This is a genomic window from Floridaenema flaviceps BLCC-F50, assembly GCF_041929275.2.
In the GTDB taxonomy this organism is placed as follows: Bacteria; Cyanobacteriota; Cyanobacteriia; order Cyanobacteriales; family Aerosakkonemataceae; genus Floridanema; species Floridanema flaviceps.
On the sequence record NZ_JBHFNR020000001.1, the window covers coordinates 2,678,268 to 2,692,307 of the forward strand.

Annotated in this window: 15 protein-coding genes; 12 read left to right on the forward strand and 3 right to left on the reverse strand. The window is 40.6% G+C overall.

Going from position 1 to position 14,040, the window contains the following annotated elements; all coding sequences use genetic code 11:
• Positions 1–10: 10 nt before the first annotated feature.
• The 3 genes from ACE1CI_RS12945 to ACE1CI_RS12955 all read left to right on the forward strand — a co-directional run bounded on the left by ACE1CI_RS12945 (position 11) and on the right by ACE1CI_RS12955 (position 2,860).
• Positions 11–838, forward strand: coding sequence for an alpha/beta fold hydrolase (locus ACE1CI_RS12945; protein ID WP_413262359.1), 828 nt, complete (start codon positions 11–13; stop codon positions 836–838).
• Between the two features lie 118 nt (positions 839–956).
• Complete coding sequence (locus tag ACE1CI_RS12950; protein WP_413262360.1) at positions 957–1,841, forward strand: formylglycine-generating enzyme family protein; 885 nt, start codon at positions 957–959, stop codon at positions 1,839–1,841.
• A gap of 11 nt (positions 1,842–1,852) precedes the next feature.
• Positions 1,853–2,860 (forward strand): zinc-binding dehydrogenase, encoded by a 1,008-nt coding sequence (locus ACE1CI_RS12955; RefSeq protein ID WP_413262361.1) that lies wholly within the window; start codon positions 1,853–1,855, stop codon positions 2,858–2,860.
• Here ACE1CI_RS12955 and ACE1CI_RS12960 read toward each other — a convergent pair.
• Positions 2,857–3,291, reverse strand: a complete 435-nt coding sequence (locus ACE1CI_RS12960; protein WP_413262362.1) for a RidA family protein — start codon at positions 3,289–3,291, stop codon at positions 2,857–2,859. The two genes, ACE1CI_RS12955 and ACE1CI_RS12960, sit on opposite strands and share 4 nt — an antisense overlap.
• A 187-nt stretch (positions 3,292–3,478) precedes the next feature.
• On the opposite strand from ACE1CI_RS12960, the gene ACE1CI_RS12965 reads away from it, so the two are divergent.
• The 7 genes from ACE1CI_RS12965 to ACE1CI_RS12995 all read left to right on the forward strand — a co-directional run bounded on the left by ACE1CI_RS12965 (position 3,479) and on the right by ACE1CI_RS12995 (position 9,298).
• Positions 3,479–3,877: a nuclear transport factor 2 family protein gene (locus ACE1CI_RS12965; protein WP_413262363.1), complete on the forward strand. Its 399-nt coding sequence runs from the start codon at positions 3,479–3,481 to the stop codon at positions 3,875–3,877.
• A 323-nt stretch (positions 3,878–4,200) separates the two neighbouring features.
• Positions 4,201–5,682: a GUN4 domain-containing protein gene (locus ACE1CI_RS12970; RefSeq protein ID WP_413262364.1), complete on the forward strand. Its 1,482-nt coding sequence runs from the start codon at positions 4,201–4,203 to the stop codon at positions 5,680–5,682.
• Between the two features lie 175 nt (positions 5,683–5,857).
• On the forward strand, positions 5,858–6,178 hold the full coding sequence (locus ACE1CI_RS12975) for a hypothetical protein (RefSeq protein ID WP_413262365.1): 321 nt from the start codon (positions 5,858–5,860) through the stop codon (positions 6,176–6,178).
• A complete protein-coding gene (locus ACE1CI_RS12980; protein ID WP_413262366.1) occupies positions 6,175–6,321 on the forward strand; it encodes a hypothetical protein in 147 nt (48 codons plus the stop codon). Before ACE1CI_RS12975 ends, ACE1CI_RS12980 begins: the two co-directional genes overlap by 4 nt.
• A 195-nt stretch (positions 6,322–6,516) precedes the next feature.
• Positions 6,517–6,795, forward strand: coding sequence for a hypothetical protein (locus ACE1CI_RS12985; protein WP_413262367.1), 279 nt, complete (start codon positions 6,517–6,519; stop codon positions 6,793–6,795).
• Between the two features lie 12 nt (positions 6,796–6,807).
• On the forward strand, positions 6,808–7,131 hold the full coding sequence (locus ACE1CI_RS12990) for a hypothetical protein (protein WP_413262368.1): 324 nt from the start codon (positions 6,808–6,810) through the stop codon (positions 7,129–7,131).
• 199 nt (positions 7,132–7,330) lie between these two features.
• Positions 7,331–9,298, forward strand: a complete 1,968-nt coding sequence (locus ACE1CI_RS12995; RefSeq protein WP_496615444.1) for an FAD-dependent oxidoreductase — start codon at positions 7,331–7,333, stop codon at positions 9,296–9,298.
• Between the two features lie 995 nt (positions 9,299–10,293).
• Here the strand turns inward: ACE1CI_RS12995 and ACE1CI_RS13000 are convergent.
• Entirely contained in the window at positions 10,294–12,144 is a 1,851-nt protein-coding gene (locus ACE1CI_RS13000) for an alpha-amylase family glycosyl hydrolase (RefSeq protein WP_413267984.1), read from the reverse strand.
• Between the two features lie 373 nt (positions 12,145–12,517).
• Here ACE1CI_RS13000 and clpS point away from each other — a divergent pair, with 373 nt between their 5' ends.
• Together clpS and ACE1CI_RS13010 are read left to right on the forward strand one after the other, a co-directional pair.
• A complete protein-coding gene (gene clpS / locus ACE1CI_RS13005) occupies positions 12,518–12,844 on the forward strand; it encodes an ATP-dependent Clp protease adapter ClpS (RefSeq protein WP_459564160.1) in 327 nt (108 codons plus the stop codon).
• Between the two features lie 4 nt (positions 12,845–12,848).
• On the forward strand, positions 12,849–13,139 hold the full coding sequence (locus tag ACE1CI_RS13010) for a DUF2103 domain-containing protein (protein ID WP_413267983.1): 291 nt from the start codon (positions 12,849–12,851) through the stop codon (positions 13,137–13,139).
• A 146-nt stretch (positions 13,140–13,285) separates the two neighbouring features.
• Here ACE1CI_RS13010 and ACE1CI_RS13015 read toward each other — a convergent pair whose 3' ends face one another.
• Positions 13,286–13,603, reverse strand: a complete 318-nt coding sequence (locus ACE1CI_RS13015; RefSeq protein ID WP_496615445.1) for a hypothetical protein — start codon at positions 13,601–13,603, stop codon at positions 13,286–13,288.
• Positions 13,604–14,040: the final 437 nt, after the last annotated feature.

A 14,040-nucleotide genomic window follows, 5' to 3' on the forward strand; every position in this document is an offset into this window, starting at 1 on the left:
TAAAAATCAAATGCCAAAACCAATCAAAAGAGCATTTTTAGACACAGAAGACGGGCAAATTTTATATAGAATTGGTGGAGAAGGAGAACCCCTACTTTTACTCCACATGAACCCGCGAAGCAGTGACGAATATCGCGAATTAATGCCAATTCTTGCCCAAAAAAGGCGCGTCATTGCAATGGATCTAATGGGATTTGGAGACTCTGATAAACCACCCAGGCTTTACTCAGTTGCAGACTACGCCAAAACAGTCATCGCCCTTTTAGACGAATTAAAAATAGAAAAAACCTGCATTTTAGGCAACCATACTGGTGCTTTTGTTTCGGGAGAAGTCGCCGCAACTTATCCCGAAAGAGTAGAAAAGCTAATTGTTTGCAATGTTGCTGGTTTTGGAGAGGATGGAAAAGCTGATTTAATGAGGAGATTTGACGAAGGTTTTAAAATCAAAGCAGATGGTTCTCATTTAATGGAAAGATGGTTAGCACGTTCTAGATATGTCGGTTCTGCTGAGTTAAACCATCGCTGGGTTTTAGATGATTTAAAATGTTTTGGTCATCCTTTGTATGCAGTTTGGGCGGTAGGAAATTACTGTTTGGATGCGCCAGAAAGGTTTAAATTAATTAAATGTCCTGCGTTGATTATTTGGGGAATTGATGACATGGAAGAATTTGAAAGATTAGGTTTAGCAAAAGCTAAAGATAGATTCTTCCTTTCCCAAGCATTACCACAGGCGAAAGTCGTTGAATTTCCTGGAGGAACAATCTGCATGATGAATCAAATTCCTGAAGAAATAGCGCAAGCAGTAACGGAATTTTTGGACAGTCCAAATAATTTATAGTAATCCTAAATGAATCATAAGATACTTCTCACTTCTTCTTACCTTCGTGTCCTTCGTTTCTTCGTGGTTCAATAAGATTATTTACGTTTGCCAAGTATTATCAGAGGAGATTAATTAAGTGATTGTTACGTCAGATTTATTGACTTTTGATTTTGATGTGGTAACAGTTAATCCGCAAGGTGAAGAAGTCGAACGGATTCGCAGTTCCGCTAAATATCAAGTGGAAGAATTAGGACAGGGCGTAACTTTAGAAATGGTTGCTATTCCTAGTGGTACTTTTTTAATGGGGGCAACTAAAACAGAGGAAGGCAGGTTAAAAAATCAAAATCCCCAGCATTTAGTAACTATTCAACCTTTTTTCATTGGTAAATATCCGGTTACTCAAGAACAATGGGAAGCAGTAGCCAATTTGCCAAAAATTAATCAATTTCTACATCCTGACCCATCAATTATTAAAGCACCGGATAAACCTATTGAACAAATTTCTTGGGATGATGCGATCGAATTTTGTGCCAGATTATCTCAACATACAGGAAAACAATATCGACTTCCCAGCGAAGCAGAATGGGAATATGCTTGTCGCGCCGGAACTACCACACCTTTTCACTTTGGAGAAACTTGCACAACTGAGTTAGCAAATTATTCAGGAATAGACTGGGAATATATGGGAAAAATTTGCAGTCGTGGTGCTTATGGCGCAGGGCCAAAAGGACAAGATAGAAGAGAAACAACACCTGTAGGAAGCTTTCAGGTTGCTAATAGTTTCGGACTCTATGATATGCACGGAAATGTTAGAGAATGGTGTGCAGACTTCTGGCATGAAAATTATCAAGATGCGCCGACAGATGGTAGTGCTTGGGTGACAGGTGGAGATAGCGAAAAACGGGTGTTGCGTGGTGGTTCTTGGAATACAGGGCCAATCAAATGTCGATCGGCTTTTCGCAGTGTTTTAGAGGCAAATGCTTCCCTTTATGATGTCGGTTTTCGGGTTGCTTGTTCTTAGGATTAAAGATTATGAGTGTAAACAAATACCGAAAACTGATTGCTAAAAGTTTGAGTAATGATTTTAAATCTGCTATTCAAATTGTAGAAGCTGATATTCCCAATTTGTCGGCTAATCAAATCCTAATTCGTAATAAATACGCTGGCATTAATGCAGGATTTGATACATTAAGTTGTCGAGGTGAAGTTCCTTATGTTAACCTTACGCCACCTTTTGATTTAGGAGTCGAAGCAGTTGGGGAAATAGTAGCAGTTGGAAGTGAGGTTAAAGATTTACAAATAGGCGATGCAGTAGCAACAACTGTCAGGGGTGGCGGATATCGAGAATACCAAGTTTTAGATGCTAAATTAGCTGTGAAAATTCGCGAAGTTAGTCCAGAAATTTTAACTTTAATGCCTACAGGCGTATCAGCTTTAGTAGCGTTAGAAAAAGTCGGAGAAATGCGAAGTAATGAGGTAGTTTTAGTTACTGCTGCTGCTGGTGGAACTGGACATATTGCGGTACAATTAGCTAAGTTAGCGGGTAATCATGTAATTGGGATTTGTGGATCGGATGCTAAGGTAAATTTGCTGAAGGAGTTGGGGTGCGATCGCCTAATCAACTACCGCCAAGAAAACCTAAACACAGTTTTACAACAAGAATATCCCCAAGGCATTAACTTAGTATTTGAATGTATTGGCAAACAAACCTTTGATACTTGCGTAGACAATTTAGCAGTGCGCGGAAGATTAGTAATTGTCGGGTTTATTTCCGAATATTTAAATGATTTTGAATTGGTAAATCAACCCAGAATTTATAGTAAAATATTTTGGAAAGCTGCTTCAGTGCGAGGTTTTCTGATGCCGCATTATGCAGAGTTTGGGGGGGAGGTGTGCGATCGGCTTCTCAACCTCTACTATTCCGGCAAAATAAAAGTAACAGTTGACCCCACCGAATTTAAAGGATTAGAATCAATTCCAAATGCCGTAGAATACCTACTTAGTGGAAAAAACTGTGGCAAAGTAGTAGTTAGTTTTTAATCTGAAAAAACAGCAACACATTTAATTTCTATAATCAACCCAGGAGTAGACAAAGCAGTAATCCCAAAACCAGTCCAAGTCGGAAAATTCTTAGTAAAATATCTATCCTTCACTTGCATAAACAATTGCAAATGTGGAATCGTAAAATTTTGTTGTTCGCCTGGAATAATAGGCGGTTGTCCAGTAACATGATAAGTAACCATTTCTACCACATCATCAAAAGTTGCACCTGCTGCCGTCAACACCTTTTTCACATTCTCAAAAGCTTGGACAAACTGCGGTTCAACTCCCTGGACAACTTGCATATTTTCATCTCTACCTACTTGACCAGAAATGTATAATGTATTATTAATTTTGATACCCGGACAATAATGATACTTCTCATACAAAATCTCCATTCCTTTAGGGATAATGACTTCACGCTTAGACATATAACCAGCAACCTAAAAATTGCAAACCCAATTAATTAGATCCCCCTAAATCCCCCTTAACAAGGGGGACTTTGAATCCGGTTCCCCCCTTGTTAAGGGGGGTTAGGGGGGATCAAAACGACAATTTGTGAACTACTAAATTGTGTTAGATAGATTCTACAATAATTGACTAAAGGAGGAAAGGTAAATGACAGAACAACAGCAAAAAACATTGGAAGTTGGTAAAAAAGCATTTTCTCACTTAACTCATGGACTGAAAACCGGAGAATGGGACGATTTTTTAAATATGCTAACTGATGATTTTAGCTTTTGGTTTCCAATGGGTAAATATCACGGATTAAATGAAGGTAAACCGAAAGCCAAAGAATTTTTAGAATACGTTTCTCAATCCTTCGCTGAAGGACTTTCCATCACTTCTGTAGAACGAGTAACTAGTAGCGATACAACAGTTGTTTTTGAGTTCTTAGACGAAGGAAAATTGCAAGGAGAACCTTATAAAAATCGGGTTGCAGCTTCTTTCGATATTCGGGGAGATAAAATTTGTGGATATCGGGAATATTTCGGTAGTGATGGGAAATCGAATTAGGTATGGTAAAACTTCTAGATTTGCTCTATTTAATACAGTAAATCATGGTAATGCTCAGATCTTGCACCAGTCCCAAAATCCGCCTGCGAATTGATTCGCAGGCGGGCTCGCATCGCAGGTGCAAGATCTCAGTAATACATTGCTTTACTAAAGGCTAAATCATCTAATGGGCTGGGTAGCACTTGGAATAGACATCTCCAAAAAACAATGTAGAGACGTTGTATACAACGTCTCTACATTCATTCCAGGTAACGCACCTTGAATTTCTGGAAATTTCTAATGATATGTCACAATTAAATCTATGAGTTTCGACCTTACACGCAATGGCTTGGAACAGAGGGGATACATTAAAAGATGGTAAATACACCATCCGGGAAGTGCTGGGAAAAGGGGGTTTTGGCATCACCTATCGCGTTAGAGATGAAAATGGGCGACAGTTTGCGCTGAAAACTCTCAACGATGATGCAATTGCTGAACCGAATTTTGCTAAACTGCATGAAGATTTTATGAATGAGGCGCTACGGTTAGCGAAATTTAATCATCCTCGTATTGTTAAAGTTTATAAATTACTGCAAGAAACGGTTCGGAAAAATAATTTATTTTCTAGCATTTCCCTCAGCTGCATTTTGATGGAATATATCGAGGGAACAACTTTAGAGAAATTGGTGGAAAAGCGAGGTGCAATACCCGAAGCAGAAGCGGTACGATATATTCAGCAAATTGGTGATGCTTTGACGGCGATACATAGCGAAGGTTTGCTGCATCGAGATGTGAAACCAAGTAATATCATTTTACGGGCTACTAATTCGGAAGCAGTGTTAATTGATTTTGGCATTGCACGGGAGTTTACAGGAAACCGAACGGTAAAACATACTGAATTTGTCACGCCTGGATTTGCACCCATCGAACAGTATGATCCAGATGCAAGGCGGGGGGAATATACTGATGTTTATGCTTTAGCGGCAACGCTGTATTATTTGGTAACAGCTACAGTGCCAACTACTGCATCTTCTAGGGTAATTAATGTTCCTTTAAAACCAGTAAAACAGATTGTACCGAGTTTGAGTGATAATCTACATAATGCAATTGTTTGGGGGATGGAATTGTTACCCGAAAAACGTCCTCAGTCGGTGCAAAGTTGGTTAAAATTATTTAGCAAATCTGCCGCAATTCCTCAACCTCAATCTGCAAAAGTTTCTCCTATTCCTCCTGCGGTTAATATTTCTTCTCCCCGACAACCTCAAGTACCTATCTCACCACCACCCGCAGATGATTTAAGTTCGGAAAAAGGGGTAGATTATCGGAAATTGCGAGATTTATTGAAAGCGGGAAGTTGGAAAGAGGCGGATGAGGAAACGGCGAGGGTAATGCTGAAGGGGGCGGGAAGGAAAAAAGAATATTGGCTCAGAGAGGAAGATATCGACAATTTTCCTTGCACGGATTTGCGTACTATTGACCGACTTTGGGTAAAATACAGTAATGGGCGCTTTGGCTTTTCTGTGCAGAAGCGCATCTGGGAAAGCGTCGGGGGGAAACCCGGTCAGTACGATTACCAAACTTACAAGAAGTTTGGCGAGAAAGTAGGTTGGTATGAGAAAGAGAAACACGACTGGAAATTAGAGCGTGACCTCACCTTTTCCATGAATGCCCCACAGGGGCATCTCCCCAAGGTGTGTCCCTTGTCATCAACCAAGTGGGAACCAAAGTGGTGGGTCAACCCGTCATACGGTGGTGCATCTCCCTTCGATGAGTCGTGGGGGGCGGTCTCTTCTCTCGCGTCGAGACTTGTAAATTGTAACCTATAAGGCTTTCCGAAAATTTTTAACAATTGCAACAGAGGGAATTTCCTCGAAGCTATGAGGATTCTGGGTTTCCGATACCTGGCTCCGAGGTCAGATAATTGAAATAGATGAGGATAGAATCAACTTTAAAAGGTTTGCTAAATTTCTCTAGTCTAGTCTTTAAATAAATAGTAAAAACATGGTAAAAACACCTTCAACTTGGAAACCTCGCCCCATTCCTGAAAAATATAAAAAACCGCCTCTTTCTCCCCAAGAAAAAGCAAAACAGGAAGCAGAAAGCGAAGCACGTTGGCAGCGTTGTCGTCCAATATTTGAGCGAGTTCGTGATGAATTAATGGAAACACATTACAACTGGTACATTGTTATAGATCCGAACACTGAAGAGTATTTCATTGAAGAAAATGAATTAGTTGTTATGCAAAAACTTCTCGAAAATCCTCCTCAAGAAGAAGCTGTGATCCGTCGTTTGAATGAAACAGGAACCTGCGGCAGTATATGATTGAAGGCAGGTTTGATGAGGAAGGCAAGTTACTGTTTGAAATTGGTTTAGTAGCTGCTGATGGGGAAATAATAATAACTGATGCGCTACTGGATACAGGTTTCACAGGTTGGGTAGCAATAAATTCCCAAGATTTAGATTAATGAGAAAAAGTTTTGATTAGTAACAAAAATTTAAAATAACTTAACCATCCCGTAATTTTTATTCTTACAAAAGTAACAACTATCAACAAATCCCCGTATCATCTAATACGTTTTTTCCCAAAGGATTATAGTTTCATAATCACCATAGCAATTTGTTAAATTGCCCAAAATCACCCAAATTCATCATTAATAATCATGTCAGAACAAACTCCAGAACAGCGCCAAGAAGAATATCTTAGTGTTATCGATCGACTATTAAAATGCCCCAACGGACAAGAACCGGAAATATTAGATGCACACTTAGACTTAATCGATGAAAATTTCATCAACACAATGGTACAAGTGGCAGCCGGATTCGCACATAATAATAATCATGATGCAGCTAAATTCTTAATTCATGTCGCCCGTGAATTGGCGAAACAATTGGGTTTATATCCCGAACAACCAACTACTGCTGTTGCTAGTGAAGCATAATTAGGGGAAGCTATGACTGGGGAAGAAGCAGGAGAAATTGCTCTGGAATTTCTTATGACAGATTGGGAAATTCCGGCAGAAGATTGGGAGTGGTTTACTGTTTTGAACTCTCGCTATGTGAAAAACAGTTGGTTCGTGGTAGAAGTTGGTATTGAAGGATTACCTGATAAATGGGTTCTTCAGGTTTACGAACATGGAGAATGCGACCCAAATTATACTTTTAATACTCCAATGAAACCCGGATCGGAAACTACTGAACTGGAAGAATTTCCCGAATCAGTAGCAGAGATGATCGCCAAAGAACGCAATGGCGGAATTGTAAGTATAAGTGCATAATCTAGATCCCCTTTCTAGATCCCCGACTTCTTCAAGAAGTCGGGGATCTGGGGATTTAGGCGATCGAAAACTTGCGATGAACATTTTCCTAGTGCTACCTTCTTATAGCTAACTGGAAAAAGGAGTTATCTGACTCAAATTCATCATGAAGCGATCGCTCATCACACTTCCGCTCACATTAATCCTGCTAGAATCAACAATGCCCTTGGCTCTAGCCGCACCACCGAGACAACCAGACAAAACCGAAGAATGCGAACTTTTGATAGTTGGCGGAGGACTTTCTGGTTCTGCTGCGTCTTATGAAGCCTTACTCGCTGGGAGAACAGTTTGTTTAACTGAAATTACCGACTGGGTAGGCGGACAAATTTCTTCTCAAGGAACCTCCGCACTCGACGAAAAAGCTACCCAACGACGACTACTATTTTATCCTCGCGGTTACTTAGAACTTCGCAAACGAATTGAAGAACATTATGGTAGACTCAACCCTGGAAAATGTTGGGTGAGTGAATCTTGTTTTTTCCCTTATGACGGGCACAAAATCCTGTTTGATATCTTAAAAGATGCTGCCAAAAAAGGTGATGGAAAACTTAAATGGTTTCCTGCAACAGTAATTAAAGAACTTGATATTAGTTCTGATGGTAAACAAATTCAAAGTGCGATCGCAATTCAACACCAACCCGCCAAAAACACACCACCATTAAACACCCTTCCTCTATCTCGCACAATTGAAGAAGCTTATCGCTACGAAAATTCCCCCCAATTTGATAAAACGATCATTCGTTTTGTCCCGAAAAAATCCAAAAAATTAAATCAAAAACCCCGTCCCACAGACTGGTATGTAATAGAAGCCACCGAAACCGGAGAATTAATTGGTTTAGCTGATGTTCCTTATCGTTTGGGTATCGATCCTCGTTCCTATTTAGAACCTTCATCCTCCACAGAAACAGGCGACAAATTTTGCACCCAAGGCTTCACCTACACCTTTGCAATGGAAGCAACGGAACAGCCACAACCGCAAACAATGCCTTCATTTTATCCCCAATACGAGCCTTATTACAGTTATGAATTACCTCGTTTAGCCAGCTTCAATTTAGTATTTTCCTATCGTCGCATTTTCAGCGCCAAACCAGACCAACCATTACCAGGAGACTTCAAACAATACCCCATAAATCCTGGTGATATTTCCATGCAAAACTGGACTTGGGGAAATGATTATCGTCCCGGAACTTCACAAGATAACCTCATTTATACGAGGGAACAATTGCAAGAAACCGGACAATTAAACCCTGGTGGATGGATGGGAGGACTTCGCACCGAAACCTTACGCCGAGGTGAAGAAAATGCCCTTGGTTTTTATTATTGGTTAGCCAAAGGAACCACAGATTCCCAATTAGGTGCTAACGTCAAAACACCTTATCCAAACTTGCGTTTAGTCAGTGGGTTAAACTCACCAATGGGAACTGTACATGGTTTATCCAAATATCCTTATATGCGCGAAGGAAGACGCATAATTGGAAGACCAAGTTACGGACAAGCAGAAGGTTTTACTGTTTGGGAAATTGATATTTCTCGCAACAATTTCCGCCAAGAATTTTACAGCCAAAACCTTTCCACAGAAGAGTATCGCCGTTTATGGGCAACTTTATCCGGTTTAAATGCTGCTGCTGTAATTGCAGGTGAAATATCTCCAGAACAAGTGAAACCCCGATCGCGTTCTGCTATTTTTCCTGACTCGGTAGGAATTGGATTTTATGCGATCGACTTTCACCCCTGCATGGAAAAAAGTCCCCCAGAAACACCCGGAAACAGAGAACGAGAAGGTACCAGAAAAGCACAAGGCGGAACTTACCCCTTTCAAGTACCTTTAAGAGCAATGATTCCCCAAAAAATCGACAATATGTTAGTAGCAGGAAAAAGCATTGCCACCAGTCACACCGCAGCCGCAGCTTATCGCGTCCACTCCTTTGAATGGTCAGTAGGTGCAGCAGCAGGAACTACCGCCGACTTCGCTTTAAAAAATAACATTCTTCCCTATCAATTAGTAGATCAATTACCTTCACCAGAACCACAATTAGAAGCATTGCAACGCCGTTTAGAACAAAACAAAAACCCCGTTGCTTTCCCCAACACTTCAATTTTGAATCAATCCTGGGAAGACTGGAAGTAAAGTACGTTGTTGCGCTTCAGCGCTATACTTTAGCGCTGAAGCGCAACAACGTACCCTAGTCTCTATCCGTAGGGTGCGAAGCGTGATAACGTAACGCACCATATCCCAAGCTAAATAGGGCTTGCTTCAAAAATGTAAAAGGTAAGATATGCAAAGGTTTTACCCATTTTTTGCTCACAATAAATGCAAGGCTATCACAATCTTTTAGTGCAAAAACCTTGCCTTTTTGGGGGAAATTGTAGGGACACGGCATTCAAAAGATAACGCAGGAGTTGCAAATATTAATGATGCCGTGTCCCTACCCTCACCAACAGACTTTTTCCGCAAGTCCTAAATAGACCTCTGGCAAAAATAGACAATCTTTATGTTTTATCTGTGTTTATCTGTGTACCCTTCGGGAAGCTTTTCGCCAACATCTGTGGTTATCTGTGGTAAAAAATCCTAGATTTGGGACTTTTGCCAGCCCGATCGTATAATTTCTGCTTGATTACCCATAATAATGTAGAGACGTTATATATAACGTCTCTACAAGGTTTTGGATTCAGGATATATTACTCTATTTGTCGGGTGCGTTAAGTAGCTGCAAATAAATAAAGTAATAATAGTTATCTAAGGATGGGGCGGGCAGGATGCCCACCCCACAAGATTTACAGCTTTTTTGTGGGGGGGCGGGGCTCTCCTGCCCACCCCACAAGATTTACAGCTTTCTTGTGGGGCGCGGGCTCTCCTGCCCACCCCACAAGATTTACAGCTTTCTTGTGGGGCGCGGGCTCTCCTGCCCACCCCACAAGATTTACAGCTTTCTTGTGGGGCGCGGGCTCTCCTGCCCACCCCACAAGATTTACAGCTTTCTTGTGGGGCGCGGGCTCTCCTGCCCACCCCACAAGATTTACAGCTTTTTTGTGGGGGGCGGGCTCTCCTGCCCACCCCACAAGATTTACAGCTTTCTTGTGGGGCGGGCATCCTGCCTGCCTTGGTTTTCGCACAAATTTAGATCATTGAGAATAAATCAGAGCGCTGTAAGGTGCAAGCGCAAAACCTGCACTATATGCCATTCCATCTTTAGGTGAATATTCAGCACTAACCGCATATCCGCCAAAATTGCTGAAGTCATTACTGTAACCTTTCCAATCGCTAGAAAAGCGACACCACCAGGTACCCAAACGAGGTAAACCTACTCGGTAAGAATCCCAATAGCGATTAGAAAAATTCAAAATCACAATTACATCATCACCGGGTCCACCTTGATCCCAACGATGATAAGCAATCACCTTATTCAAATTATCAACTAATTGACAATTAATATGTTGTCCTCTCAATCCGCGAGTGTTATTTTCCCAATTTCGCCGCAACTGACAAAGACGTTGATAAAGATCGTGAATACCAGCAAAGCGATCGATTCTATCCCACTCTAATGGGTCTTGATCGCTAAAACTATCCACTTCCAGAAACTCTTGACCTTGCCAAATCATGGGAATTCCAGGTGCAGTGAGAACTATTGCTGCGCCTAAAGTCGATCGCTTTTTCGCCACCCAAGACTCAGGGTTATTGGGGTCTATTTGTCTGTTGACGCGAGTTTTCCCATTAGCAGTTTCATCGTGAGATTCTGTGTAAATCACTCGCTTAAAAGCATCGCCATTGTTACGAGCATAAAGTGCAGTGGCAATTTCGTTCATATTGCGATACTCATCCAAAGGATTTTCTAATTCATGGCGAACACTATGAACAAACCAATGCCATTCCGCATCCATTCCTGCACCCCATTGAGAAGTTGATTTAGTCAACCACCCATCGTTATTCCAGTCTTCAGCAATCACAATTTTGTGTCTGGGATATTTAAAAAAGTGTTTAACTTCATCGCTAATCCAACGTAGCAAATTGAAGCCATCATTATTCCATCCTTTACCATTATCAAATCCCCAAATGTTGCTGGTACTATCTAATCTCAATCCATCACAATGACACTCATCCAACCAAAATATCGCATTGTCTCGGAGATATTGGCGCACTTCTGGTCTGCCAAAATCAGGTCTAGTATCTCCCCAAGGCGTTATGGCACGCCCATCATTATAGAAATAAATACCACCCCATTTGTCTAAGCCCCATCCATCAAAACGCCACAATCCATCCCCTAAATCACTAGGCCCAAAATGGTTATAAACGCAGTCCATAATCACAGCAATACCATGATTATGAGCAGTATTAACAAAATGTTTGAAATCATCTAAGTGACCGTAGGCGGATTCGAGAGCAAATGGAAAAGCTGGGTTATATCCCCAAGAAAAACTTGCCGCAAATTCACCAGTCGGCATAATATTAATGCAGTTAATTCCCAGATCTCGCAAATATGGTAGTCGCTCGATCGCTTTTGCTAAAGTTCCCGGTTCTCCTTGAGGCGTATCATTAAAAGTTCCCAAGTGCAACTCATAAATCACCAGAGAATTGTAATCCGGCATCCGAAAGTCTCGATCTGTCCAACCAAAATCAGAGCGACTAACGATCGCTTTCCCAACAGAATTTGTTACATCTTTAGCATAAGGATCTATTTTCCAGAGAACCTCGTTTGAACTATTATTAACTAGTCGATATCTGTAAAGTTGACCCGGTTTAATCCCTTCTACATCACCTGACCAGTAACCATTTCCCTCAGAAGCTAATTCTACCAGCGTTTGTGGCTCTGATTCTTTTTGATTTTCATCTTTGTAAAAAGCAACATCAACTTGCTTGGCAAATGGAGCCCAAACTCTAAAGGCAGTACCATTCTCAAACACAATACTACCCATGCCTTGATGTTTACTAGTTACAGGAGTTTTTGCAATTAATGAAGAAGGTTGTACGTAAACCATATTAATTTCGTCCTCGAATTGACAAAGGATAAGTTGATAAATTTATGAGATACTGTGAGGCTGTTTTCTTTGAGACGTTAACTGAGGTAAAACAACCTTAACCAGCTAGAGCAAATTTTTAAGCCCTACGCATAAATATCTACTCTTCTTCTTATTAATACAACTCTACCTATAGTATGATCCGAAAATTTTACGAATAAAGGAAAAATAATTTGCCAAAAGTTGTTAGATTGGCAGCGGATGTAGAGATAGCCAGCAACCTCAACCTCACTTTGAGCAGTCAGGTAATTTTTACTCAACCTCGACCATTGTCCATTAATATAGACATATAACTAGTTGTATCAATTTGTTAAGTTAATTCGGGAACTGCACTATGACTAAAACACTTTCAGCAGCAATCTTTGGGATGGCAACCGCGCCGACTCAAGCTCCTGAACGCTCTAGTCAAGTTACCCGCAAGCTTTACCCCAACTACAAAATAATTGTGCTGGACGATGACTTCAACACCTTTGAGCACGTTCATGATTGTTTGGTGAAGTATATTCCTGGGATGTCGAGCGATCGCGCTTGGGAACTCACCAATCAAGTACACTATGAAGGTCAAGCTATTGTTTGGGTTGGCCCGCAAGAGCAAGCGGAACTCTACCACCAACAGTTGAGTCGCGCCGGATTAACTATGGCTCCCCTAGAAGCAGCATAAAATTATGAATAATTCCCCTGGCGGTAGGTTAGTTCTCACTCATTCCACCCATATTCCCGGTTTAATAGCCGTTTTGGATCGTCTCACTAAATATAATGGCATTCAAACCATTACTCCGGCAGTAATTGGTAGAGCCAAAGGACATTCCCCACGCTTGCAATTAAAAGTTTCCGTACCAATCCGAGGTGGATTTAAATTAATCGCCCGTCAGGGTAAAACTTTCCAAGAGGTTTTTATTATTACTAGCTGCCCAAAAGATGAGTTAGAAGCAGCAATTTTTCAAGCTATGAAATGATAGCGAAAATTGTAGATTATCAATTGATAGTCTGCTATTTTTTAATTAACTCAGATCTTGCACCAGTTTCAAAATCCGCCTGCGAATCAATTCGCAGGCGGGCTAAAACCACAGGTGCAAGATCTCAGTTAAGTTAAACCCATATCTTACCTCCGATCGCGCTCCCAGCGATCGATCGCACTTTGCAAAAGGTCGGCACGGCTGGAATTTGGGCTGCGTCGCCGTTCGTAATCAATCAATCTGTCTACCTGTTTGCGATCGCCTTGGCTTCTTTGCAGCAGTGAATTGTAAAGCTGTATTTCCTTACCATTACCAGTATTTTTGTCAAGCTGCGTTTTTTTACTAATACCTGTGTTTGAAGACTCTTGAAGTGCATACTTAGCTAATAACAAAATTATGATAAATGCGAATATTAGATAAAGTATTTTATCTGTAAAGTGCGTCACAAAGTAAACTGACAGCACGAATATTACTATCCCAGCTATTAACTTATTAAGCGAATTAAGCGAAGGTTTATACATACTACTTGTTGCGATTTGGTTTCCGGGCTATTATATTTTTGTATTTAATTTTGATCCTAAAGTTTACAATTATTTGTTGTCATCGGTAGTTTCACCCAGTTAATTAAAAAATTGAGGATTATATCTAATGTAAATCAGCTGTTAAAGCGAAGATAGGAAATAGTTAATTGGCTATCTCCTATTTAATAGACTTATTACCTGTTATAGTTAACCATTGCTCGTCAGCGTCATAACTCTAAATTTTAAGTATTAATACTGATTTTATTAAAGCGATCGCTGCAATTCCTAAGTATTAATACTTTTTTATTTATTACTTAAAGAATTCGGAAATCAAAACATCGCGATTGAATTACATAAATATACTAGGGTGTTTTCTCAGA

Bases quoted from the DNA above. Each gene is read 5' to 3' on its own strand.
- ACE1CI_RS12945 (WP_413262359.1), top strand. From the start codon at position 11: ATGCCAAAACCAATCAAAAGAGCATTTTTAGACACAGAAGACGGGCAA.
- ACE1CI_RS12955 (WP_413262361.1), top strand. From the start codon at position 1,853: ATGAGTGTAAACAAATACCGAAAACTGATTGCTAAAAGTTTGAGTAAT.
- ACE1CI_RS12960 (WP_413262362.1), bottom strand. From the start codon at position 3,291: ATGTCTAAGCGTGAAGTCATTATCCCTAAAGGAATGGAGATTTTGTAT.
- ACE1CI_RS12965 (WP_413262363.1), top strand. From the start codon at position 3,479: ATGACAGAACAACAGCAAAAAACATTGGAAGTTGGTAAAAAAGCATTT.
- ACE1CI_RS12970 (WP_413262364.1), top strand. From the start codon at position 4,201: ATGGCTTGGAACAGAGGGGATACATTAAAAGATGGTAAATACACCATC.
- ACE1CI_RS12975 (WP_413262365.1), top strand. From the start codon at position 5,858: ATGGTAAAAACACCTTCAACTTGGAAACCTCGCCCCATTCCTGAAAAA.
- ACE1CI_RS12980 (WP_413262366.1), top strand. From the start codon at position 6,175: ATGATTGAAGGCAGGTTTGATGAGGAAGGCAAGTTACTGTTTGAAATT.
- ACE1CI_RS12985 (WP_413262367.1), top strand. From the start codon at position 6,517: ATGTCAGAACAAACTCCAGAACAGCGCCAAGAAGAATATCTTAGTGTT.
- ACE1CI_RS12990 (WP_413262368.1), top strand. From the start codon at position 6,808: ATGACTGGGGAAGAAGCAGGAGAAATTGCTCTGGAATTTCTTATGACA.
- ACE1CI_RS12995 (WP_496615444.1), top strand. From the start codon at position 7,331: ATGCCCTTGGCTCTAGCCGCACCACCGAGACAACCAGACAAAACCGAA.
- ACE1CI_RS13000 (WP_413267984.1), bottom strand. From the start codon at position 12,144: ATGGTTTACGTACAACCTTCTTCATTAATTGCAAAAACTCCTGTAACT.
- clpS (WP_459564160.1), top strand. From the start codon at position 12,518: ATGACTAAAACACTTTCAGCAGCAATCTTTGGGATGGCAACCGCGCCG.
- ACE1CI_RS13010 (WP_413267983.1), top strand. From the start codon at position 12,849: ATGAATAATTCCCCTGGCGGTAGGTTAGTTCTCACTCATTCCACCCAT.